Source organism: Pseudomonas paraversuta (assembly GCF_904067025.1).
Lineage (GTDB): Bacteria > Pseudomonadota > Gammaproteobacteria > Pseudomonadales > Pseudomonadaceae > Aquipseudomonas > Aquipseudomonas paraversuta.
Map to the genome: position 1 here is coordinate 2,785,479 of NZ_CAJFDA010000001.1, position 24,269 is coordinate 2,809,747.

Annotated in this window: 18 protein-coding genes; 10 read left to right on the forward strand and 8 right to left on the reverse strand. The window is 61.5% G+C overall.

Annotated elements, in window-relative coordinates; genetic code table 11:
• Positions 1 to 144 precede the first annotated feature (144 nt).
• Positions 145 to 441: a transposase gene (locus JQ848_RS12725; RefSeq protein ID WP_202210795.1), complete on the forward strand. Its 297-nt coding sequence runs from the start codon at positions 145 to 147 to the stop codon at positions 439 to 441.
• Complete coding sequence (locus JQ848_RS12730; protein WP_202210380.1) at positions 438 to 1,271, forward strand: IS3 family transposase; 834 nt, start codon at positions 438 to 440, stop codon at positions 1,269 to 1,271. The genes JQ848_RS12725 and JQ848_RS12730 overlap by 4 nt, the downstream gene beginning before the upstream one ends.
• Positions 1,272 to 1,341: 70 nt before the next feature.
• On the opposite strand, the gene JQ848_RS12735 is transcribed toward JQ848_RS12730, so the two are convergent.
• On the reverse strand, positions 1,342 to 2,628 hold the full coding sequence (locus tag JQ848_RS12735; RefSeq protein ID WP_003445902.1) for a hydroxymethylglutaryl-CoA reductase, degradative: 1,287 nt from the start codon (positions 2,626 to 2,628) through the stop codon (positions 1,342 to 1,344).
• Between the two features lie 125 nt (positions 2,629 to 2,753).
• Here JQ848_RS12735 and JQ848_RS12740 point away from each other — a divergent pair, with 125 nt between their 5' ends.
• Both JQ848_RS12740 and JQ848_RS12745 read left to right on the forward strand, forming a co-directional pair.
• Positions 2,754 to 4,127, forward strand: a complete 1,374-nt coding sequence (locus JQ848_RS12740) for an aminotransferase-like domain-containing protein (RefSeq protein WP_003445906.1) — start codon at positions 2,754 to 2,756, stop codon at positions 4,125 to 4,127.
• Between the two features lie 211 nt (positions 4,128 to 4,338).
• Positions 4,339 to 5,625: an amidohydrolase gene (locus tag JQ848_RS12745; RefSeq protein WP_202210796.1), complete on the forward strand. Its 1,287-nt coding sequence runs from the start codon at positions 4,339 to 4,341 to the stop codon at positions 5,623 to 5,625.
• 18 nt (positions 5,626 to 5,643) lie between these two features.
• Here the strand turns inward: JQ848_RS12745 and JQ848_RS12750 are convergent, their stop codons facing one another.
• Positions 5,644 to 6,318, reverse strand: a complete 675-nt coding sequence (locus JQ848_RS12750) for an MgtC/SapB family protein (RefSeq protein WP_003445922.1) — start codon at positions 6,316 to 6,318, stop codon at positions 5,644 to 5,646.
• Between the two features lie 179 nt (positions 6,319 to 6,497).
• Between JQ848_RS12750 and alr the strand changes: the two genes are divergently transcribed.
• Positions 6,498 to 7,727: an alanine racemase gene (alr, locus tag JQ848_RS12755; RefSeq protein ID WP_029612909.1), complete on the forward strand. Its 1,230-nt coding sequence runs from the start codon at positions 6,498 to 6,500 to the stop codon at positions 7,725 to 7,727.
• A 245-nt stretch (positions 7,728 to 7,972) separates the two neighbouring features.
• Positions 7,973 to 10,075, forward strand: coding sequence for a TonB-dependent siderophore receptor (locus JQ848_RS12760; RefSeq protein ID WP_202210797.1), 2,103 nt, complete (start codon positions 7,973 to 7,975; stop codon positions 10,073 to 10,075).
• A gap of 690 nt (positions 10,076 to 10,765) precedes the next feature.
• Here the strand turns inward: JQ848_RS12760 and JQ848_RS12765 are convergent.
• Positions 10,766 to 11,218, reverse strand: coding sequence for a carboxymuconolactone decarboxylase family protein (locus JQ848_RS12765; RefSeq protein ID WP_202210798.1), 453 nt, complete (start codon positions 11,216 to 11,218; stop codon positions 10,766 to 10,768).
• Between the two features lie 112 nt (positions 11,219 to 11,330).
• Here JQ848_RS12765 and pdxR point away from each other — a divergent pair, with 112 nt between their 5' ends.
• The 4 genes from pdxR (at position 11,331) to JQ848_RS12785 (ending at position 16,411) form a co-directional block, all read left to right on the forward strand.
• Positions 11,331 to 12,731, forward strand: a complete 1,401-nt coding sequence (gene pdxR, locus JQ848_RS12770) for a MocR-like pyridoxine biosynthesis transcription factor PdxR (RefSeq protein ID WP_161719403.1) — start codon at positions 11,331 to 11,333, stop codon at positions 12,729 to 12,731.
• A 169-nt stretch (positions 12,732 to 12,900) separates the two neighbouring features.
• Positions 12,901 to 13,431, forward strand: coding sequence for a sugar dehydrogenase complex small subunit (locus JQ848_RS12775; protein ID WP_003445934.1), 531 nt, complete (start codon positions 12,901 to 12,903; stop codon positions 13,429 to 13,431).
• Complete coding sequence (locus JQ848_RS12780; protein WP_003445936.1) at positions 13,424 to 15,046, forward strand: GMC family oxidoreductase; 1,623 nt, start codon at positions 13,424 to 13,426, stop codon at positions 15,044 to 15,046. Before JQ848_RS12775 ends, JQ848_RS12780 begins: the two co-directional genes overlap by 8 nt.
• 3 nt (positions 15,047 to 15,049) lie before the next feature.
• Positions 15,050 to 16,411, forward strand: a complete 1,362-nt coding sequence (locus tag JQ848_RS12785; protein WP_202210799.1) for a c-type cytochrome — start codon at positions 15,050 to 15,052, stop codon at positions 16,409 to 16,411.
• Positions 16,412 to 17,047: 636 nt separating this feature from the next.
• Here the strand turns inward: JQ848_RS12785 and JQ848_RS12790 are convergent.
• The 5 genes from JQ848_RS12790 to JQ848_RS12810 form a co-directional block, all read right to left on the reverse strand.
• Positions 17,048 to 18,373: an OprD family porin gene (locus JQ848_RS12790; RefSeq protein WP_003445946.1), complete on the reverse strand. Its 1,326-nt coding sequence runs from the start codon at positions 18,371 to 18,373 to the stop codon at positions 17,048 to 17,050.
• A gap of 68 nt (positions 18,374 to 18,441) precedes the next feature.
• Entirely contained in the window at positions 18,442 to 19,644 is a 1,203-nt protein-coding gene (locus tag JQ848_RS12795) for a 3-oxoadipyl-CoA thiolase (RefSeq protein ID WP_003445947.1), read from the reverse strand.
• Positions 19,637 to 21,196, reverse strand: coding sequence for a 3-hydroxyacyl-CoA dehydrogenase (locus tag JQ848_RS12800; RefSeq protein WP_003445956.1), 1,560 nt, complete (start codon positions 21,194 to 21,196; stop codon positions 19,637 to 19,639). Before JQ848_RS12800 ends, JQ848_RS12795 begins: the two co-directional genes overlap by 8 nt.
• A gap of 27 nt (positions 21,197 to 21,223) precedes the next feature.
• Entirely contained in the window at positions 21,224 to 22,411 is a 1,188-nt protein-coding gene (locus tag JQ848_RS12805) for a CaiB/BaiF CoA transferase family protein (protein WP_003445966.1), read from the reverse strand.
• A gap of 93 nt (positions 22,412 to 22,504) precedes the next feature.
• Positions 22,505 to 24,232 (reverse strand): acyl-CoA dehydrogenase family protein, encoded by a 1,728-nt coding sequence (locus JQ848_RS12810; protein WP_010657190.1) that lies wholly within the window; start codon positions 24,230 to 24,232, stop codon positions 22,505 to 22,507.
• Positions 24,233 to 24,269: the final 37 nt, after the last annotated feature.

Consider the following 24,269-nt stretch of genomic DNA (forward strand, 5'->3'; position numbering starts at 1 on the left):
GAAGAGATGGCGCCTACCCCGGCAGGGGCCATCTTGTCTGTAGGAGCGAGCTTGCTCGCGAGTTTTTTCAACCCGGCGACCAAGAGCTGTTGTGGCTCAATATTTATGGACCATCATGTAGGAGTATCAACTTAAGGATTCATCATGGGATTTCGGGTCGTAACTGCCGAAGAAAAAGCCGAGGCCATTCGCTTGGTCGTGGAAATGAATTACTCCGTGCCAAAGGCGTGCGAACAAACCGGCGTGGGACCGACGGCTTTGCGGCGGTGGGTTTCCCGATGGCACAAGGAGCATGTAGGAGCCTCGCAAACCACCCGCCCGCAGAATCAAGATCTGATTGATTCGCTTCAGGCCAGATTAGCGCTGCTGGAGGCAGAGAATGACGTCTTAAAAAAGCAGTTGCCCTCTCATCTAAAGGTGCTTTTCAGCCGAATAAAATGATCGAGGGCACCAAAGGCGCGATGTCGGTACGACACCTGTGCTGTCTTTTCGGTGTCCCTCGCAGCAGCTATTACGCGCAACGTCATCCCAAGCGACCGCGCGGAGTTGAGCGTCAGTTGGAGAAGAAAATTCGCCAACTGCATAAAGAGCATCGTGGTGCTTTGGGTAGTAGGGGTTTTAGCAAAGCGCTGAAGAAACAGGGGATGAAAGTGGGGCGTCATCGAATGCGTGGCCTGATGAAAACCCTCGGGCTGGTCAGGCGGCGCGCACGTTACGCCCACTATCGGCGAATGACCAAGCCCTCCAACATCGCACCTAATATCCTGGCCCGTCGCTTTAATCCCGCGGCCCCGAACACTTTTTGGGCAGGAGATATTACTTACATCAGGGTCGGTGGGAGCTGGCTGTATTTGGCGGTTGTCATGGATCTTTTCTCGCGCAGGATTGTAGGCTGGGCGTTTTCGAGAACGGCGGATACGGAGCTTTCACTTAAGGCGTTGCAGCTGGCTGTGGGCATACGCCGTCCTACTTCTGAGCTGGTTTTCCACTCGGACCAGGGCTGCCAGTACACCGCTGAGCGTTTCGTAAAATATTTGGCTGAAAAGAACATTGTGCAGAGTATGAGCCGACGCGGTAATTGCTGGGATAATGCCGTCGTTGAGCGCTACTTCAGATCACAGAAGCACGATTGGTCACCGGAAAACGGCTACCAGAATCATTTCGAGGCAGAGCGGGACGTGATGGATTTTATTGCCCATTACAACCACCGGCGTTGTCACTCCGCCTCGAATAACCTGCCGCCAGTTACTTTTGAGGAAATGGCGGCTTAATACTCCTACGCAATGGTCCAAAAAAACTGGACCACTACAAGCTCGCTCCTACAGGGTTGGCGGGGCAGTCCTACAGCCCGCGCTTGTGTTTGAGCAAGGTGGCCGCATGGTCGGCACGCACATCACCGGCCTCGACCATTTGTGCCACCAGCCAGCTCACCTCTTCGCCACGAGCCCCCGCAGACAGGGCGATGTTGCGGGCGTGCAAGGCCATATGTCCACGTTGAATGCCTTCGGTAGACAGCGCCCGCAATGCGCCGAGGTTTTGCGCCAGGCCTACGGCCACGGCAATTTCGGCCAGTTCCTGGGCAGTCTTCACCCCCAGGATGCGCAACGATAGTTGGGCCAGCGGATGGGTTTTGGTGGCGCCGCCCACCAGGCCCACAGGCATGGGCATTTCCAGGGTGCCCACCAGATTGCCTGCGGTGTCTTTTTCCCAGGTGGTCAGGGAGCCGTAATGACCATTGCGACAGGCATAAGCGTGGGCACCCGCCTCCACCGCCCGCCAGTCATTGCCCGTGGCAACGATCAGCGGGTCGATCCCGTTCATGATGCCTTTGTTGTGGGTGGCGGCGCGGTAAGGGTCAACCACCGCAAAATTGTAGGCATCGAGAATGCCCTCAATCACGTCCTCGCCCTTGAACGAAGCCGTGGTCAGCAGCTGCGGTGCCACGCGGATCTGGGCCCGGGCCAGACGCAGGTCGGCGAGGTTGGAAAGAATCCGCAGCCGCACCTTGCCGCCGGTGATCTCTTCCATCAACGGAGCCACGGCCTCGGCCATGGTGTTCACGGTGTTGGCGCCCATGGCATCGCGTACATCGACGATCAAGTGGGCAACCAGCATCGGCCCGCGCGGGCTTTGGGCGAAGGTATGCACCTCGATATCGCGGCAACCGCCGCCGAGCCTGTTGAGCAACTGATCCTTGCGGTTGGCCAGCTCGATGATTTCGTCCTTGCGCCGCATCAGACTCAGGCGGGCGTTGTACGGGTCCGGAACCTCGACAATCTGTACCTGGGCCCGCATCAGCGGTAGCGAACTTGAAGTCTGAAAGCCCCCGGCCTCGCGCGCCAGTTTCGCCATGAAGGACGCCGCAGCCACCACCGAAGGTTCTTCCACCACCATCGGCACTATCACATCGCGGCCATTGATCTGGAAATTGCTGGCAACCGCGTAGGGCAGTTCAAAGGTCCCTATGACGTTTTCGATCATCCCGTCGGCGACTTCCAGCGCCAGTGCACCCGCATCGCTGAGCAGGGCAACGTCCTCGGCGCTCAGTTTGAGCACCTCTTGCAAGTGCCCCAGACGCGCGGACGGGGTCATGCTGCGGAACATCGGAAGGCGCGAATCAAGGCTCATAAACAAATCCTGTGGTCTTTATTGTTTGACCTGCACCCTAATTCGCCTTGGCTCCGGGTAAAAGGTACAGTTCGGACAAACAGTACCCAAGCTGTACCCTCCTCTGATTTCAGGGACTCCGGACCATGACGCGCCTGACACTCCCCCAGCAACTGGCTGCTTCGTTGTGCGAGCAAATCGGCAATGGAACCTATCGCGCAGGGGATCGGTTGCCGTCGCTGCGTGAATGCATGCGCCTGTTCGGCCATTCGAAAAACACGGTAATCAATGCCTACGAATCGCTGGCGTCCCAGGGGCTGGTCGAAGCCCGCCACGGGCAGGGATTTTTCGTGCGTCAGGGGGCGCTTGCCAGCCACGAAGCCGACGAACCCTTGCCCTACGCCAGGGCCATGGACACCGTCTGGCTGATGCGCCAGCAATTTGTCCGCGAGCCGGGGCATTCGCCCCTGGGTGAGGGCTTCCCGCCGGTGGAATGGCTGATGGATATGCGCCTGGACAAATTCACCCGACAGATCATGCGCACCGGCGTCAGCACGCTGTTTCGCTATGGCAACCGCCTGGGCAATGCCGGCTTGCGCCAGCATCTGGTGCAGAAACTGGCCAGCTATTCGATTAACGCCACACCCCGGCAAATCGTCACCACCCATGGCGCCAATCACGCACTGGACCTGATCATCCGGCGCTTCATTGCCCCCGGCGATACGGTGCTGGTGGAAGACCCCGGCTACTACCCGCTGTTCGGCAAGCTGCAACTGCAAGGTGCGCGCATGCTGTCGGTACCGCGGCGAGCCGAAGGGCCGGACATCGAAGTGCTGGAGCAGCATCTGCGCCTGCACAAGCCCAGGCTGTTCTTCATTCAATCGGTGGGTCACAACCCCACCGGCTCCGATATCTCGCCAGGCATCGCCCATCGTCTGGTGCAACTGGCCCAGGCGCACAACTTGATTCTGGTGGATGACGATGCACTGGCCGACTTCAAGCCGGCTTCGGCCATCAAGGTATCGGCACTGGATCAGCTCAGGCACTCGCTGTATGTGGGCAGCTTTTCGAAATCGGTCTCGGCGGCGCTAAGGGTCGGTTTCATCGCCGGCAGCAAGGAACTGATAGACGAACTGGGTGACCTGAAGATGCTGTTGCACACCAGCTCATCGGAGTTCTGCGAGCGCACGGTGGATGTGATTTTGACCGAGGGGCATTTCCTGCGGCATCTGATCCGCCTGCAGGAGCGGCTCAAGGCTGCGACGGCGGCCGGCCTGCAGATGCTCGACGAGATCGGCGCCGAAGTATTCTGCCGTCCGGAGCAGAGCCTCTACCTGTGGGCCAGGTTCAAGCACATCGACGATGCCCGGGAGCTGACCCGGCAGCTGCTGCCCAAGGGTTTCATGATCGCCCCGGGGCACATCTTTTCCCCCGAGCAGTCGCGGATCAACCCCTGGACCCGGCTCAATGTGGCGTACCTGAATGACCCCTTGCTGATGGCCGTATTCAAAGACACCTGAGCAACATCGCGGCCCCTGCAGGAGCGAGTTTGCCCGCGATGGCAACGATGGTGGCCCGGCGCCAATGCCCGGTAATCGAACACTATCGGCCGGCTGCCTTTGAACCCCTCAGGGCAACCACATACCCTGAGCGGATCCACAACAACAAGAAGTGAACAGCATGCCCATGCCGCTACGACCTGGCCTCTTATACCTTGCATTGATCAGCGCAATGATTGCCACCACCACCCAGGCCGCCGACCTGAGCTGGGTTGACCCGGCGGTTGCCTCGGTCAACCAGGACGTCATCGATCTGCGCCACACCATTCACCAGAACCCCGAACTGGGCAATATGGAGGTTAAAACCGCTGCGCTGGTGGCCGATCGGCTCAAGGCGCTGGGGATCGAAGTGCGGACCCAGGTCGGTAAAACAGGCGTGGTCGGTGTGCTCAAGGGCGGCCTCCCCGGGCCGGTGGTTGCACTGCGTGCCGATATGGACGCGCTGCCCGTCAAGGAAATGAACGACCTGCCCTATGCCAGTAAAGCCACCGGCATACGCCTGGGTAAAACCGTGCCGGTGATGCATGCCTGTGGTCATGACACCCATACCGCCATGCTGTTGGGTGCCGCCAGGGTACTGGCCGAGCATCGGGACCAGGTGGCCGGTACCGTGGTGTTCCTGTTCCAGCCGGCCGAAGAAGCTGCCGCCGATGTGGATGACTCGCAGACCGATACGCTGATCGGTGCCCAGGCCATGATCCGTGACGGCGCACTGGACGCGCCCAAGGTTGAAGCCATATTCGGGGTTCACGTTATGGCGGGCTACCCCACCGGGCACCTGTACTACAAGGCCGGCACGGTGCTTAACAGCAGCGATCAGTTCCGCATTACCCTGAACGGTCAACAAACCCATGGCTCGGCACCCTGGAGCGGAGCCGATCCGATTGTTGCCAGCAGCGCCGTCATTGGTGGTCTGCAGACCTTGGTGAGCCGCCGTGCGGATCTGAGCCAGGGCATGGCCGTGGTCAGTGTCGGAACCATCAATGGCGGCTCGGCCAGCAACATCATCCCGCAGTCAGTCGAGCTCACCGGGACCATTCGCAGCAACAGCCCGGCGATCCGCGACACCATCCTGAAAAAAATGCCGCCACTGGTTCAGGGCATTGCCAGTGCCTATGAGACCCGGGGCGATCTGTTGCTGCTCAACCATACCCCGGTAACCGTCAACAACCCGGGCCTGACCGAGGCCATGGTGCCGGCACTGGAGCTGGCAGCACCGGGCAAGGTTGAGCGGCTGCCCGCCTCGCTGTCGCCCAGCGAAGACTTCTCGTATTACGCGCAAAAGGTCCCGGGGCTGTTCGTGTTTCTGGGGGCCACTCCCGCAGACCAGGACATGGCCTCGGCCCCCAACAATCACAGCCCCTACTTCACCGCCGATGACGCGACCCTAGCCACAGGGGTAAAGGCGCACGTGCAGTTCGTGCTCAATTATCCGGGGCGAGCCAACAGCAAGTCGTGACCGCTGCAAAACCGCAGGTTACTGAACAGACTGCTCTTCAGTAACCTGCGGTATGCCGAGGATGTCGTTGACGATGGCGTTGTATTCCAGCCGGGACGTGTTCCTGAACTCGATGGTGACGATTTCCGTGTCATGCACCGGCCCCCGCTCAGTCACCAGATGCTTGATGTTATCGGCCCGGGCGCCCAATACCTCCTTGAGCCGGCTCATTGTCAGCGTAGCGGTCGGCGCCACCAGCCTGACCACATGCACCTTCAGGTAATCGCGGTACTTGCGCTCCAGCGGCCCGAGAATTGCCAGAATCACCAGGATCAAGGCTGCGGCCGCCACCGACAAGGTATACAGCCCGCCGCCCACCGCCAGGCCAATGGCGGCCACTGCCCACAAGCTGGCCGCGGTGTTCAGGCCCCTGATCACGGCACCACGCTGCAAAATTGAGCCCGCACCCAAAAAGCCGATGCCGGTCACCACCTGTGCCGCGATCCGTGAAGGGTCCAGCTGGGTACCGGGCATGGTCAGGGCCTGCTGGAAACCAAAGGCCGAGACCATCATGAACAGGCAGGCACCGGTACACACCAGCATGTGGGTACGCAACCCTGCGGACCAGAACAGATGCTCTCGTTGCAGCCCGATCAGACAGCCCAGCAAGGCCGCCAATAACAAACGTAAACACATCTCCGGATCTGAAATCATCGCCCGCGTCCCCCCGCAAACTTTCGAGCATAGCCAAGCTTTGGGGATCGGCCACAGATCATCGGCATCACGACACAATGAGACAGATCCGCGGCCAGGGGAGTGACTTTAGCCAGCGTCAAATCTAGTATCGCCCCGCCCTATTACCTCCCTAAAAATAAAGTATGGAAACGCTGATGATGCCCTTCACTCGCACCCTGCTCGCCCTCTCTCTGGGTATGGCTCTGCTGCAAAACCCGGCCTTCGCCGCCCCGCCCCTGACGATGACCGATGGTGTGGCACAGGTCAGTACCCAGGACAGCAATGCCTGGGTCGAAATCAACAAGGCTGCCTTTGAAAACAATATCCGGGTGCTGCAAGCCACTCTGGATGGCAAGTCGAAAATCTGCGCCGTGCTCAAGGCCGATGCCTACGGTCACGGTATCGGTCTGCTGATGCCGTCGGTGATTGCCATGGGCGTTCCCTGTGTCGGGGTTGCCAGCAACGAAGAAGCCCGTGTGGTGCGCGAGAGCGGCTTCAAGGGCCAGTTGATCCGCGTACGCACCGCCGCCCTCAGCGAGCTGGAAGCAGCGCTGCCGTACAACATGGAAGAACTGGTGGGCAACCTCGACTTCGCGGTCAGGGCCAGCCTGATTGCCGAGCAACACGGTCGCCCGCTGGTGGTCCATCTGGGGTTGAACTCCAGCGGCATGAGCCGTAACGGCGTGGAAATGACCACCGCCCAGGGGCGCCGTGACGCGGTGGCCATCACCAAAGTGCCGAACCTTGAAATACGGGCGATCATGACCCACTTCGCCGTCGAGGATGCCGATGACGTGCGCGCCGGGCTCAAGGCTTTCAACCAGCAGGCGCAGTGGCTGATGAACGTCGCCGGGCTCGATCGCAGCAAAATCACCCTGCACGCGGCCAACTCGTTCGCCACCCTGGAAGTGCCGGAGTCGCATCTGGACATGGTCCGCCCCGGCGGCGCGCTGTTCGGTGACACCGTACCGTCCCACACAGATTACAAACGGGTGATGCAATTCAAGTCCCACGTGGCCTCGGTCAATAGCTACCCCAAGGGCAATACCGTCGGTTACGACCGCACCTACACCCTGGGTCGTGACTCGAAACTGGCCAACATCACAGTCGGTTACTCCGACGGTTACCGTCGTGCGTTCACCAACAAAGGCATTGTGCTGATCAACGGCCACCGCGTGCCGGTGGTGGGCAAGGTATCGATGAACACCCTTATGGTTGACGTCACCGATGCCCCGGACGTGAAAAGCGGTGATGAAGTGGTGCTGTTCGGCCAACAGGGCAAGGCGCAAATCAGCCAGGCAGAGGTCGAAGACATCAACGGCGCGCTGCTGGCCGACCTGTACACCGTATGGGGCAACTCCAACCCGAAGATCCTGATCGACCAATAACAACCTGAACCCTGAACCTGTAGGAGCGAGCTTGCCTCGCGAGCTCTTGGCGATTTATGCGCCACGCGCAAAAAGCTCGCGAGGCAAGCTCGCTCCTACCGTTGGGTAGACCGCAGCATGATCGCCTCTCCGGTAAACGCGAATCGTAAAGATTGGTAAATGGCATTGATTGTTATTTGCGAGAATGTAAAAATTTGTAACCCATTCTCGTTTACGCAGTTCCATGCCCGGAGTATTCGCAGATCATGCGCAAAATGTTCACCCTGCCCACGTCAGCCCTCACCCTGATCGCCCTGGGCATTCTCAACAGTGCCGTTGCCGACACCCTGGACCTGCCCACCACGAGCATCACTGGCGACGGTGAAGACGCGCCGCAGGGTTATCAGGCCAGGCCGAATGCCAGCACCACCCGCCTGAACCTCAGCGCCGGGCAAACCCCTCAAGGCGTGACCAGCATCAAGCGCGAGCAACTGGATGACTTCAAACTCAACAGTATCCGCGACGTGCTGGGCAGCACCCCGGGGGTCAACGTGCAGAAGATCGAGACCGATCGTACTTACTTCACCGCCCGCGGCTTCGACATCACCAACTTTCAGTACGACGGCATGGGTATGCCGTTGAACGGCGGGTTGCTGGTGGGCGATATCGACATGGCGCCCTATGAGCAAGTGGACATTTTGCACGGCGCCAACGGCCTGATGACCGGCAGCGGCAACCCCTCGGCCACGGTCAACTTTGTGCGCAAGCGCCCCACCTATGACACCGAAGCCAAGGTCAGTGTCAGTGCCGGGTCCTGGGACAAGCGCCGCGTCGACCTCGATGTCTCAGGGCCGCTGACCGACTCGGGAAATGTCCGTGGACGGGTGATTTATGCCAACGAGACGGGCAATTCCTACCTCGACCGCTACTCCCGGGAGAAGAATATTTTCAGCGGCCTGCTGGCCTTCGACCTGAGCGATAGCGACACCCTGACCCTGGGCATCGAAGACCAGAAGAGCAATGCCAACGGCGCCAGCTGGGGCGCGCTGCCGCTGACCGATGCCAGCGGCAAGGCGCTGCACTACAGCAGCACCCGTTCCAGCATCGCCCAACCCTGGGTGTACTGGGACGTGCATACCACCCGCGCCTTTGCCGAGTGGCAACACAGCTTCGCCAATGACTGGAAGTCGACGCTGACCCTGACCGCCATGGAGCACCGCGAAGACACCGACATGTTCTACGTGTATGGCAACAGCGGCTCGGCCACCGGGTTCACCGGTCTTGCCTCCAACTACAAGGACAAGACCCGCGAGCTGGATGGCGACATTTCCTTCAGCGGGCCTTTTACCCTCGGCGGTCGTGAACACCAACTGACCTTCGGCGCCAACGTGGCCCGCTCGCGCACCCAGGAGACCTCGCTGTATGGCTCCTCGTCGTACGACACCGACGTCTCGCTGCAAGATGCCCTCAACGGGGTAATTCCCAAGCCCACCTACAACATCGCCAATGCCGCTGATACCTCGAACTACACCGACCGGCAGAAAAGTGTCTATGCCGGCACACGTTTGAGCCTGACCGACGATCTGCACCTGATCATCGGGGCGCGCATGCTCAGCGCCGACAGCGACGGCGAGAACTACGGCTCGGCCCGGGATGTGAGCATCCATGGCAAGGTCACGCCCTATGCGGGCGTGGTTTACGACCTGACCGAGCAATACTCGCTGTATGCCAGCTACACCGAGATATTCAATCCCCAGTACTACCTCAACACCCAGGGCAAAGTGATCGACCCGCTGCAAGGCAAGAGTTACGAAGCGGGCATCAAGGGCCATTTGCTGGATAACAAACTGGATGTCAGCGCGGCGGTATTCCACACCAGGCAGGACAACGTGGCCACCTATGCCGGCTTTAATCCGGCGCTGGGCGGGTATCTGTATGACGGCATGTCCTACAAGAGCGACGGGATAGAGCTTGAGGCGTCCGGGGAACTGGCGCCGGGCCTGCAAATCAGCGGCGGCTACACCTATGTGTACATCACCGATGCCGACAATGACCGCGGGCGCAAATTCATCCCGCGCAATGCCCTGACCTCATCCATGACCTACAAACTGCCGATGGCGCCGAAGGTCAAGGTAGGTGGCAGCCTGAAATGGCAAAGCAAAATCGAGAACGACGATGCCCCGGCGGCCAACCAGGCGGCCTACGCGCTGGTGGGCCTGATGGCCAGCTACGACATCGATGCGCACTGGAGCACCCAGCTCAACCTGGACAACCTCACCAACCGCAAGTACCTGCAAAGCGTGCGCTACGGCCAAAGCAACTATGGCGATCCGCGCAACGTGACGGCGTCGGTCAGCTGGAAGTTCTAGGGAAGGCCTGGCCGATCCCATCGCCGGCAAGCCGGCTCCCACACAAGCCAGTTCTCACTGCTGGAAGGCCCCCCTCCTCCTGTGGGAGCTGGTTGCCACTGATGGAAGGCATCCCTTCTCCTGTGGAAGCTGGCTTGCCACTGATGGAAGGCATCCCTCTCCTGTGGGAGCTGGCTTGCCAGCGATGGAAGGCATCCCTCTCCTGTGGGAGCTGGCTTGCCAGCGATGGAAGGCATCCCTCTTCCTGTGGGAGCTGGTTTGCCACTGGTGGAATGCATCCCTCTTCCTGTGGAAGCTGGCTTGCCAGCGATGGAAGGCATCCCTCTTCCTGTGGAAGCTGGCTTGCCACTGATGGAAGGTATCCCTCTTCCTGTGGGAGCTGGCTTGCCAGCGATGGAAGGTATCCCTCTTCCTGTGGAAGCTGGTTGCCACTGATGGAAGGTATCCCTTCTCCTGTGGAAGCTGGTTGCCACTGATGGAAGGCATCCCTCTCCTGTGGGAGCTGGCTTGCCACTGATGGAAGACATCCCTCTTCCTGTAGGAGCTGGCTTGCCAGCCATGGAAGGCATCCCTCTTCCTGTGAAAGCTGGCTTGCCAGCGATGGAAGATATCCCTCCTCCTGTGGAAGCTGGCTTGCCACTGATGGAAGGCATCCCTTCTCCTGTGGGAGCTGGCTTGCCAGCGATGGCATCAACCCCGGGCCGCTGCCGGGGTCATGCGAAAGGCCACACCGAAGCGGTTGAAGGCATTCATCAGGCCGATGGCATAGGTCAGGTCTGCCAGTTCCTGGTCGCTGAATTCGGCGGTTGCTAGTTCATAGTCCGCATCGCCAACGCCGGTTTGCTCGACCCGGGTGACGCTTTCAGCCCACCTCAATGCAACCCGTTCCCGTGCGCTGAACAACTCCCCCCCTTCCAGCCACACCGGCACCAGCACCAGTTTTTCCACGGCCATGCCGTGCTTGAGCAAATCCCGCGAGTGGAGATCGATGCAGTAGGCACAGCCGTTTATTTGTGAAACCCGCAGATACACCAGGTCGATCAGGGCTTTGGGCAGGCTGCTGTTTTGCACACAGGCATAGACATTGGCAAATGCCCGGTTGCCCTCCGGTGACGCCTTGGAGTAATCGATACGCTGACTCATGAACTGTCCTTGCAGTGGCACATTAGGTGGGGCCATAGTGCCGATTCTTGGCCCTGCCCAAAAGAGCCAAGAATCGTCTTTATCCATAGGCCATGATTCCTTCAGGCAGACCATGAAAACCACCGCGCCGCGCATTTCCCCCCTGGACCCGGGCTCCAGCGAACCCATCTACCGTCAACTTTATGAGCATTTGCGCGCGGCCATTGCCAGCGGCTCGCTTAAACCCGGTGAACGGGTACCCGCAGCACGGGCTCTGGCCAAAGAGTTGGGCCTGGCCAGAGGCACTGTGGACAGCGCGTATTCACTGCTGACCGGCGAAGGCTATCTGCAGGCGCGGGGTCAGGCAGGCACAGTCGTGACACCGGGGATCAGCCTCAATCCCGGACCGCTACCTGCCCTTGCCGCCGCCAGCCCGGCCCTGCCCCGGCTACCGGCAATCATGCCCTTTCAAATGGGCCTGCCGGCGCTGGACGTTTTCCCGCGAAAAACCTGGGCCCAGATCAGTGCTCGGTGCGTGCGCAGCGCCACCATCGAGGACATGGCCCTGCCTTCGGACCAGGGCCTGGAATCGTTGCGCACCGCCATTGCCGGTTACTTGCAGGTTGCCCGCGGGATTAGCTGCACGCCGTCCCAAGTGTTCATCACCTCGGGCTATCGGGACAGCCTGTCGCTGATCGCCCATGCCTTGCTCAAACCGGGGGAGCAGGTGCTGGTGGAAGACCCGGGGTATCCGCCCACCCGCCAGTTGCTCGAAGCCCTGGATATACAAGCGGTCCCCGCCGCTGTGGATCAGGACGGCATGGCCCTGCCCGACGACATGGGCCAGGGATACCGGGCGGCCATTGTCACGCCGGCCCATCAAAGCCCGCTGTGTGTATCCCTGGCACTGCCGCGCCGCCTGCAATTGCTGGCATGGGCCAGCCGGCAACAGGCCTGGATTGTCGAAGACGATTACGACGGCGAGTACCGCTACAGCAGTCGCCCGCTGCCGGCACTCAAAAGCCTGGACCGCGATGGCCGGGTGATTTACAGCGGCACCTTCAGCAAAGTGCTGTTCCCCGGGCTACGCCTGGCCTATCTGGTGGTACCCGAAGCGCAAATCCAGCGTTTCGAAAGCATCAGCCAGGTTTTTCGCAGCGGTTGCCCGCCACTGACCCAGGCCATCGTCGCGGCCTTTATGAGCCAGGGTCACTTTGCCCGGCATATCCAGCGCATGCGCAAACTCTATGGCGAACGCCGGGCCATGGCCGTGAGCGGGCTGAGCAAAGTGCTGGGCGAACACATCCGGATTGATGCCAACCCCGGAGGCATGCATCTGATCCTGCGCCTGGCAGATCCGCAACCAGACCGGTTACTGGTACAGCGCATGCGCCAGCACGGCCTGTTCGCCGAAGCACTGAGCGAATGGAGCCTGCAGAGCACACCTCAGTCGGCTCTTCTGCTCGGCTTTGCCAACATCCCGTCACAAGCCAGCGCCGAAGCTCTGGGCCAGCGCATTCTGGCACTTATGTAGCAGCGGCCAGGGCACTGAAAGAATTAAAGATAGTTAGCTAAACATTTGTTATTCTTGCCTCCCCCTACCGCTGGCGACTAACCACCGCCAGCGTCCCCCCCGCGCCATCACTTCGCTGATTGCGCAAGCTTCACTCCTATAACGAAAACCTGCCACGACAGGAAGTACCATGAATTGCCTGAATGAACTGAAGAAGCCTACGCGGCGCGTGCTGCTGCAAGGGCTCTTGACTGCTTATACCGCGTCCCTGATTCCCTTCGCCCTGGCCGAAACGGTCGACACGCCAGAACAGGGTGCCTTTGTGGCGCTGTCAGCGATCATCGCCGGGCGTCAAAGCCTCGATCCGGTGCTGGCCGGCATGCTGTACAAAGCCCTGGTTGAACAAGACCCCGGTTTTCCCCAGGCGGCCAAAGAGCTGCTGGCACTGATCAATCAACGCCAGATTGATCCCATGCAACTGCAAAAGACCCTGGACGACGAAAAATCCTCCCTGGCCAGCGTGCCGCGCAAAGTGGCCATGGCCTGGTTCATGGGCGTAGTCGGCAGCGGCGCCCAGGCCCGTTGCCTGGCGTACGAGCATGCCCTCAATGCGCAGATCGTGGCTGACGTGCTCAAGCCACCGACCTATGCCTATGGCGCTTATGGAAGCTGGGCTCGCAACCCGACAGTCGAATTGAAAAAAGAGGTGAACAATGTCTGATCAACTGTCCGCGGACATCGTCATCATCGGCTCGGGTATCTGCGGCGCCATGGCTGCCACTCACCTGCTCAAGCAAGGCGCTTCGGTACTGATTCTCGAAGCCGGCGGTCCTATCGATCGCGGGCGTGTGGTGGCCGCGTTCCGCAACTCGACACGTAAAAGTGACTGGATGTCGCCCTACACCTGTAGCGACATTGCCCCGCACCCGATCTACAAGCCCACCGACAACGGTTATCTGGTCCAGGGCGGCCCTTATCCGTACCCGGCCGAATACATCCGTGGCGTCGGCGGCACCACATGGCACTGGGCAGCGCAGGCATGGCGCCTGGTACCCGGCGACATGCGGATCAAGACCCTATACAACCTGGGCGTCGACTGGCCCATGAGCTACGAAGAACTCGACCCTTTCTATCAGCAAGCGGAAGAGATCTGGGGCGTGTCAGGCGCCGAAAACACCGGTTCACCCCGCAGCCAGCCGTTCCCGATGGAGCCCGTGACCGAACCCTACGCCATGCGCCGCATCCGCGAACGCCTGGCCCCGGCGTTCCCGGTAGTGGGTAACACCACGGCCCGTAACAGCCGCGCCTATGACGGTCGCCCGGCCTGCTGTGGCAACAACAGCTGCCAGCCGATCTGCCCGATTGACGCGCAATACCATGGCGGCATCGCGATCCAGACCGCAGTGGACGCAGGCGCCCAACTGCAGGTCAACGCCGTGGTTTACCGCATCGAACATGATGACAAGGGCCATATCGTGGCCGTGCACTACTTCGACGCGGACAAACAGTCGCACCGGGTCACCGGCAAGACTTTCATCCTCGCGGCCAACGGCATCGAAAGCCCGAAACTACTGCTGATGTCTGCCAGCGACAAGTACCCCAACGGCCTGGCCAACAGCTCGGGCATGGTGGGTCGCAACCTGATGGACCACCCGAGCACCTCGCTGACCTTCGATGCCGATGAAGAACTGTGGCTGGGTCGCGGCCCGCAAAGCCCGAGCTCGATCAATACCATGCGCGATGGCGAGTTCCGCTCTGAGCACGCCCCGTATCGCCTGGATTTCACCAATATTTCCCGGGTCAACAGCGCCACTGACGCGCTGATCACGGCCGGGGTCTACGGTGCCGAATTCGAGAAGCAGTTGCGTCACCGCGCCGCCTTTGAAATGAGCCTCAAGGACGTGCTGGAAGTACTGCCCAACCCTGAGAACCGCATCAGCCTGAGCGACCAGAAAGACAAGCTGGGGCTGCCAAAACCCAAGGTCAACTACGCCATCGACGAATACACCCGCAAGGGTGCAGCGCGGTCCCACAAAGACTTCGCCCGGATTGCCGAAATGATGGGCGGGACCAATCTGCGCTACAGCGCCGAAGGCAGCTTTGCCAACAACCAGCACATCACCGGCACCATGAGCATGGGCATCGACCCGAAGACTTCGGTCTGTGACAGCTATGGCCGTACCCACGACCACGACAACCTGTTCATTTGCAGCACCGGGGTGATGCCGACCTCCGCCACCATGAACTCGACCCTGACCGCTGCGGCACTGACCTTGCGCACTGCGCAACACATCCTGCCGAACCGGATCATTGCCACTGAACAGGGACGGGGTTGAGCCATGAACTGGAATCTTGTTTCCCTTAGCGCGCTGATGCTGCTGGCACTCAACGTCAATGCTGCCGATGACGCACAGATCAAACGTGGCCAGTACCTGTCCACCGCCGGTGACTGCGTCGCCTGCCACAGCGTGCCCGGTGGCAAACCCTTTGCCGGCGGTCTGGCGCTGCCTACGCCGATCGGCGAAATCATCGCCACCAACATCACCCCGTCGAAAACGGCGGGTATCGGCAACTACAGCCTGGAGCAGTTCAGCGATGCCCTGCGCAAGGGTGTGCGTGCCGACGGCCAGCATCTTTATCCCGCCATGCCTTACACCGCTTACGCCAAAGTCAGCGATGAAGACATCAAGGATATGTACGCCTACTTCATGAACGCCGTGGAGCCGGTGGACAGCCCGACCAAAGCCACCGAGCTGCCGTTTCCGTTCAACATTCGCCTGTCCATGGCGGCGTGGAACCTGTTGTTTCTCGACAACAGCACCTTCGTTGCCGATACCGGCCGCGACCCCGAGTGGAACCGTGGCGCCTACCTGGTTCAGGGCCTGACCCACTGCAGCACCTGCCACACCCCGCGCAACCTGCTGATGGCCGAAGTCTCGTCCAAAGAGCTGGCCGGTGGTGATGTAGGGACCTGGCACGCGCCGAACATCACCTCCGACCTCAACAGCGGTATCGGTGGCTGGGACAACGCGCAGCTGGTGGCGTACCTGAAAACCGGCGATGTCCGGGGCAAGGCACAAGCTGCCGGGCCGATGGCCGAAGCGGTGGATCACAGCCTGCAGTACATGAACGACAGCGACCTCAAGGCCATTGCCGTTTACCTCAAGGCCCTGCCTGCTCAGCACAACCCGGCTGACAGCAAACCGGTGTATGCCCTTGGGCAAGCCACCGACGAGCTGAACAGCATCCGTGGCGTAGAGTTGCCGGCTGATGGCGACAAAATGACCGGTGCGCAGATCTACGATGCCTACTGCAGTTCCTGTCACCAGGCCCAGGCCCAGGGCAGCTTTGAAGGCGCCCTGCCCTCGTTGCTGCACAACACGGCGGTCGGACGCAGTAATCCGGCCAACCTGGTCATGGTGATTCTGGAAGGCGTGAAACGTGGCGCTGACGGTCAGGACATCCGCATGCAAGGTTTCGCCAAGACCCTGAGTGACCAGCAGGTAGCGACACTGGCCACCTGGCTGACCGAGCATTACGGCAACCCGCAGGTCAAAGTCAGCGCCGCCCAGGTCAAGCAAACCCGCGCAGGCGGCCCCGTCTCGCACCTGGCCGCACTGGCCCAGGGCGCGATTGCCGCCGGCGTCATTGTTTTGATCCTGCTGCTGGTATGGCGAGCACGTCGCAAACGCCGGGGTTAAGCCCAAACTTGTTCGCGATGGCCTAACCGCCATCGCTGGCAAGCCAGCTCCCACAGATCACCCTTTGTGGGAGCCGGGCTTGCCCGCGATGGCAGCACCGCGGGCCGGCAGTCATGTCGATTTGTCTGCATCGCTGGCAAGCCAGCTCCCACAGGTACCGGGGAGCCGCACCACTCCACCCTTTGTGGGAGCCGGGCTTGCCCGCGATGGCAGCACCGCGATCCGGCAGTCATGTCGATTTGTCTGCATCGCTGGCAGCCAGCTCCCACAGGTACCGGGGAGCCGCACCACTCTACCCTTTGTGGGAGCCGGGCTTGCCCGCGATGGCAGCACCGCGGGCCGGCAGTCATGTCGAATTGTCTGCATCGCTGGCAAGCCAGCTCCCACAGGTACCGGGAAGCAGCACCACTCTACCCTTTGTGGGAGCCGGGCTTGCCCGCGATGGCAGCACCGCGGGCCGGCAGTCATGTCGAATTGTCTGCATCGCTGGCAAGCCAGCTCCCACAAAGCCCGGGCGTTGTATACAACCTGTAGGAGCGAGCTTGCTCGCGAGCTTTTCAACACCGCAACAAAGAGCTCGCGAGCAAGCTCGCTCCTACAGGTTACTGGCCGCTCCCTCAAAGCTCGCGCCTACGTTCAGAACAACGCTAGGCTATAGCTGAGAATCAATCGGGTCTGGTCCTGATCGGGGGCCGCCTGCGAACGCAATGTTGCATACCGCGCCCCGAGCCCCAGCCCTTTGAACGTCCCCTCCTGGATCACGTAATCGAGCAACAGATCGCGTTCCCATTCCTTGTGCTCATCCCCTGAAACGGTGCGGATCCCGTCGCCCTTGAGGTAGACCATCGACGCCCGTAAACCCGGGACACCAACAGTGGAAAAATCATAGGCGTACTGCCCGAACCAGGTGTTCTCACCGGCCCGGTTGAAACTGGTCAGCAAGCGATCGGTAAACAGGTACAGGCTCGCACCTCCCGCGCCCTTGTCGGGCAATGAGCCCTGATTGAGCTGCACGAAGTTGCTGGCATCCGAAACGCTTTGATAACCACCGGTCAACCCATGGCCACCCAGGTTCCAGGTGAACATCGCACTCCAGGTGCGGTTGTCGATTTCACCTCTGCCATCGCGGGTATAGCCCCCCACCCGATAGCCGTCAGAACGACCACCGCCGCTGCCGTTCGCCCCGCTCGACCCGGTGTCGAAGTAACGCAGGTCGGTCTTGATCGACTGCCCTTCACCCAGTGCCCAGGTATGCTGCAAGCCGAAAAACTGCTGGGTGTAGTAGTTCTCCAGGTTGGCCGCGTAGTACTGCAGGAGCAGATCGCGGCCGGCCTTGTAATCGGCGCCGGCAAACACAAAGTCATTGCTCTGGCGCGTTCCGCCCGCCACGGCCAGCCCGGTGCGGTCACTTGAACCGCGCCCGGTGGCCTGTTCAATACGCCCGGCCGTAAGGGTCAGGTTGTCGAGGTCATGGCTGGTGAGCTGTACACCTTCAAAGGTTTGCGGCAACAGACGGCCGTCGTTGGCCACCAGTACCGGCAATTTGGGCTGCAGAGTACCCACCCGGGCTTCGGTTTGCCCCAGCCGCACCTTGCCGGTCAGGCCCAGACGGCTCCAGTCACTGGCAACCCCCTGGCCATCGTCCGGGATCATGCTGCTGCCGCGATGCCTGCCTGCACCGCTGTCCAGGGTCAGGCCTTGCAGCACCAGGGCATCCACGCCAAACCCCAGGGTCCCCCGGGTAAACCCCGAGGTGAAATTGAGCATGAAACCCTGGGCCCACTCCTCGGTTTTAGCCTGCCCGGACGGTCCGCGCTGGTCGCGAAAGTCATGGCTGAAGTACAGATTGCGCAAGCCCAGGCTGGCATGACTGTCGCTGACAAAGTCGGCGTGTGCGGCCTGGCCGACCGCACAGCTCAAGGTCCCCAGAACCAGGCAGGACAGGGGTGAAGGTGTATTCATGGCAAAGTTTTCCCTTGGGCGGTTACACGCCCTGTTTTTATTTTAGGTTCGAGGGTATTGCGAAAAAATCACACGCGCTCGATCACCATCGCCACGCCTTGGCCGACACCTACGCACAGGCTGACCACCGCATAACGCTGTTGCTGACGCTGCAAGGTACGGCAGGCACTCAGTACCAGCCGCGCACCCGATGCGCCCAGCGGATGGCCCATGGCAATTGCCCCGCCGTTGGGGTTGACCCGAGGGTCGTCGAAACTCAGTTCCAGGGCCTTGAGGCACCCCAGCACCTGTGGCGCGAAGGCTTCATTGATTTCGATCAGATCGACTTGCTCCAGGCCGATACCGGCCCGCTGCAACGCCACCACTATCGCCTGGTGCGGACCAATCCCCATGATCCGTGGCTCTACCCCGACCACCGCCGAGGACAGAATCCGCGCCATCGGCGCCACGCCATGGGCAAGGCCAATCTCTCGGTTGCCCAGCACCAGAGCGGCCGCGCCGTCGTTGATTCCCGAAGCGTTGCCTGCAGTGACCACCCCGCCCTCAAACAGGGGCTTGAGCCGCGATAACGCAGAGAAGTCGGACTGGGCCCGTGGATGCTCGTCGACACTTACCTGACGGGACTCACCCTTGCGCGCAGAAGGCACGTCTACAGCCATGATTTCGTCGTCCAGCACCCCTGCCAGCAAAGCCGCCTGATAACGGGACTGGGAGCCGGCGGCGAAGCGGTCGGCCTCCTCGCGGCTGATGTCGTACAGCCGGGCAAGGTTGTCGCCGGTCTGCGGCATGCTGTCATTGCCATAACGCTGTACCAGCCGGGGGTTGGCGAAACGGGCACCGATGGTGCTGTCCGCGATCTCCTGGCTGCGACTGAACGCAGTCTCGGCTTTGGAAATAACCAGTGGCGCCCGAGACATGCTCTCTACCCCGCCCGCCAGATACCAGCGACCCTCACCACAGGTAATGGCCCGGGCGGCATCGATCACTGCCGACAGACCACTGGCGCACAGGCGGTTGACCGTCTGCCCCGGCACCGTCATGGGCAAGCCGGCACTGAGCAAAGCATTGCGCGCCAGGTTGCGGCTGTCCTCGCCGGCCTGGTTAGTGCAGCCCAGAATCACGTCTTCCAGTGCTTGCACGGGCAGGCCCGAGGTCTGCACCAGACGGGCCAGCAGCTCACCCACCAGATCATCCGGGCGCACCGCCGACAGGCTGCCGCCATGGCGGCCAAAAGGCGTTCGCAAACCGCTGTAAACATAAGCCTCAAGCATGATTTATCTCCTGCTGAACAAGGTGGGCTGCGGGCAGCGGGTTTTCCGTCTGGCACAGCGCGATTCCCAGTCGCGCCCGGCGCCGCAACCAGCCGCTGGGGCGATAACGCGGGTCGCCGGTCAAGGCATGCATGCGCTGCAAAATCTGCAGCACCCGCCCGACGCCCAGCAGGTCGCCCCAGGCCAGTGGCCCCTGCGGATAACCAAGACCCAGGCGCACCGCGCCATCAATGTCAGCCACCGAGGCAATGCCCTGCTGGGCGATGTCGCAACCCAGATTGACGATGCAAGCCAGGGTGCGCTGCAGGATAAAACCGCAGCTGTCACCGATTACCACCACCGTGGCGCCATCGGCACTGAACAGGGCGTGGGCGACGTGTTGCATATCGACCCGGGTCACCGGAGTGGGCATCAGGCATCGCAGGTTATCCAGTTCCAGCAAGGTGTCGACCGCCACCGTGCGCGCCGGATCGGTGCCATGGCGCAGGGCCGACTCGGTGCAGTCATCACCCAGGGGCGCCAGCAGGCACAGGGCCTCGGCAGATGGCTGCGGACCATGCTCGATCCTGGCCCCCAGTTGCTCGAGCAACCTCAGCAGCCGGATTTTGCCGGTTTCATCATCACCTGCCACCCACACGGGCGGGATCTGCTTGCAGTCCGGTACCGGCTGGGCAAAGCGTGGCGCACCCGCCTTGCCCTGGTAACGATAAAAGCCCTGCCCGCTCTTGCGCCCCAGGTGCCCGCCCGCCAGCATCTGGTGCAACAGCGGATGGGGCCGGTAGCGCGGTTCCTGATAAAACTGGCGATATACCGATTCCATCACCGGCAGGCTGACATCCAGGCCAATCAGGTCGAGCAATTCGAACGGCCCCATCGCGAACCCGGCGCCGACCCTCAGCACCGCATCAATCAGGCCCGGCGGCGCCACCCCTTCACTGAGAATACGCAGCGCTTCGGTACCGAATGCCCGTCCGGCGTGGTTAACGATAAAGCCCGGCGAGTCCTTGCAGATCGCCGGACAGTGGCCGACATGGCGCACCAGTGCCTGTAACTGATCAATCACCTGCGGCGCGGTGGCGATACCGCCAATCACTTCGACGATGCGCATCAGGGGCACCGGATTAAAGAAGTGCAGCCCAGCCACCCGCTGCGGATGCGCGCAGACCGAAGCAATTGCCGTGATCGACAGAGACGAGGTGTTGCTTGCCAGCAGTGTCGCCGGATCGAGCAGCGCATCCAGTTGCCGGAACAGCTGCTGCTTGGCTTCCAGGTCCTCGACTATGGCCTCGATTACCACCTGGCAATCGTCCAGTTCCTGCAGGCTGTTGACCACCTGTACCCGATCCAGCGCCGCGCTGGCCGCCTGGGGGGTGATCCGGCCTTTTTGCCGGAGCATGGCGAAGGTCGACGCCAGTTGTTCCCGGGCGTTGGTGGCAGCACCCGGGCGCGTATCGAACAGCGATACCTTCAACCCGGCTTGAGCCATGACCTGAGCAATGCCCTGGCCCATGGCGCCCGTGCCGACCAGACCGATGGGTTGTTGTAATTGCATGCGCAGGACTCCGGTATTGGTAAGGAATCAGCCGCGCACAATGCCCGCGGCATAAAGTTTTTCGATCATCTGCGCGTCCAGCCCCATGCCCTGCAACACCTGGCGGGTGTCCTGCCCCAGGGCCGGAGGCGCGCTGCGATAGGTGGCCGGGGTACGCGAGAGCTTCACTGGCGAACCAATGCCGCGATAGTCACCGATCTCCACCAGCAGACCGCGATGCAAGGTGTGCGGGTGCGCAACCACGGTGTCGATGGTGGCAATGGAGCCGCAGGGCACACCGAGCTGGATCAGCTGCGGCGCCAGCGTCGCCCCGTCGTGCCGGGCCAGGAGCTTTTCCAGCGCCTGTTTCAAGGCCTCGCGGTGCACCGAACGGGCGCCGTTGTCGATAAAACGCGGGTCTTGTGGCAAGTCCCCGGCGCCCAGTTGTTCGCACAGTCTGGCAAACTGCCGATCGTTGCCCACGGCCAGAAAAATCGGCTCGCTGGCGGTGCGGTAACTGTCATAGGGCGCGATATTGGGGTGGGCATTGCCGGTACGCTGCGGAACCTTGCCGGCCGCCAGATAGTTCGGCACATGGGGGTGCAGCAATGACACACCGCAGTCGTAAAGGGTGATGTCCAGCGACTGGCCCAAACCGCTGCGATGACGTTCATTGAGCGCCAGCAGCACCCCCGCCAGCGCATTGAGCCCGGTGACCATGTCGACGATAGGCAGGCCAATGCGCAACGGGCCGCCATCGGCTTCGCCGTTGACACTCATCAGCCCGGCCATGGCCTGGATCACTGCGTCGTAACCTGGCAGGCCGCCCAGCGGGCCGTCGCCGCCAAAACCGGAGATCGCGCAGTGGATCAGCCCGGGAAAGCGCTGGCTCAGGACATCGGCGTAATCAATTCCCCAGCGCTTGAGGGTACCGGGTTTGAAGTTCTCGATCAGGACATCGGCGTCCTCCAGCAATTGCATCAGCAACCCGATGCCTTCGGGGCGGGACAAGTCCACTGCAATCCCCTGCTTGTTGCGATTGACCCCGCGGAAATAGGACGCGTCGTCACCCTCGAACGGCGGGCCCCAGCCGCGGGTTTCATCGCCGCTCAAGGGTTCCAGCTTGATTACCTCGGCGCCATGGTCGGCCAGCGCCTGAGAACAATAAGGGCCGCCCAGTACGCGGCTGAGGTCGATCACTTTGAGGCCGTCGAGGGCCCCTTTGGGAGTGCTCATAGATACGCTCTGATGAATATCGAATTCAATCTGATTTCCTGTAGAAACGAGCTTTTGCGCGGTATTTCCAAATGCTCGCGAGCAAGCTCGCTCCTACAGGGTTTTGGGTAACAGCTGCAGGGCGTCGGCTTGCGTCAGCGGGCTTTCATTGGCCAGACGCGCCAGCAGGCCGGCCTCGATTTCCGGCTCCGGGCTCAGCGGGTCCCGTGGCAACAGCTTGTGTTGCAGCAACAGGTGCGCCAGAGCCAGACGCCGGTAATCACCCGCCTGCCGGCTGCTTTCCCAGGCCATGAATATCGCCGTGGCAATGTGATAGAGCGCGCTGCCCGCCAACCGCACCTGCTCGTCCCGTTGCTCATGGGCCACCTCGGCCACTCTGGCAACGGTGCGTTGCAGCACGCCCTCGAACAGACGCTGGCTGGCCGCAGGCAACTGCGCTTCGGCCAGCAGGTTGGCGAGAAACAGCTGCAAGGGTTCCAGCGCCTGCTCGCGGGTCACGGCACGGGCGATATCCAGCGCCACGATATTGCTGGTGCCTTCCCAGATCGAACCCAGGTGGGCGTCGCGTACCAGTCGGGCATCGCTCCATTCTTCGATGTAACCCACACCGCCACGCACTTCCATGGCATCGCCGGTGACCCGGCGGGCGTCGCGGCAAGCGCGGAATTTGATCAGCGGCGTGAGGATGCGCACGCATTTGCGGGCGGCCTCGTCGCCGGCATCGGCCTTGGGCAGCAGCGTGGCAATTTGCATGAACATCGAACGAGCCTGTTCGGTGGGCAGCATCATTTTCAGCAACTGGCGCTGCATCAAGGGCATTTCGATCAGGTGCCGGCCAAAAGCCCGGCGGTTACGGGCAATGTACAGCGACTCGTTGATACCCCGGCGCATCAGCCCGGCCGCACGTACGCCGTTGGACAGACGCGACATGTTGATCATGTCGGCCATCTGCTGGAACCCGCGCCCGACCTCCCCGATCAGATACGCCGTGGCGCCCTCAAGGGTGATTTCGCCACTGGCCATGGAGCGGCTGCCAAGTTTGTCCTTGAGCCGTTGAATCCGGTAGGCATTGCGCGAGCCGTCCGGGCGCAGCTTGGGCAGCAGAAACAGGCTGACCCCTTTCATGCCCGATGGCGCATCGTCGGGACGGGCCAGCACCATGGCCAGGTCAGCATCGGGGTTGGAGCAAAACCACTTTTCCCCGAACAACTGCCACTCGCCATCGATCTGCCGGGCCCGGGTTTCAGTGCGCGACACATCGGAGCCTGCAGCCTGCTCGGTCATGAACATGGCGCCCTGGAACAGACTGTCGAAATCCTGGGACACCAGCGACGGCAAGTAACGCGCCTGCAGTTGCGGGGAGCCGAACTTGCGCAGGGTGCGGGTCAGGGAATCGGTCATGCTCACCGGGCAGCACAGGCCGAACTCGGCCTGTACAAACAGGTAGGTCAGCGCGTATTTCGACAGCGCCAGTGTGCCGTCCTCACGGTGGCTCATGGCAGCCAGGCCCAGTTCGGCGTAGGCCACCCGCTCCAGCGCGACGAAGTCCGGGTGTTTTTGGATGCTTTGCAGGTCTTCACCACGGCGGGTGCGGGGCAACAGTTTCGGCGGATTTTTGTCGGCCGACAGCGCCAGCAGATCCAGTTCGCCACCGGCTCTGGCGCCCAGTTTGCGCCAGGTCGGCAGCCAGTGGTCATAGACCGCGGCTGGCAGATACACCTTGAGCAGCGCGGCCAGCCCGGCATCGCAATCGAACAGGTTAAGCCCCCGGCTGTCGGGGATATTCAAGGGGTCGTAGGCGCGGTCTGGCTGGGTATCCATGGCAGTTCTCCTGATTCTTGTGGTCCAAGAGTAGGGT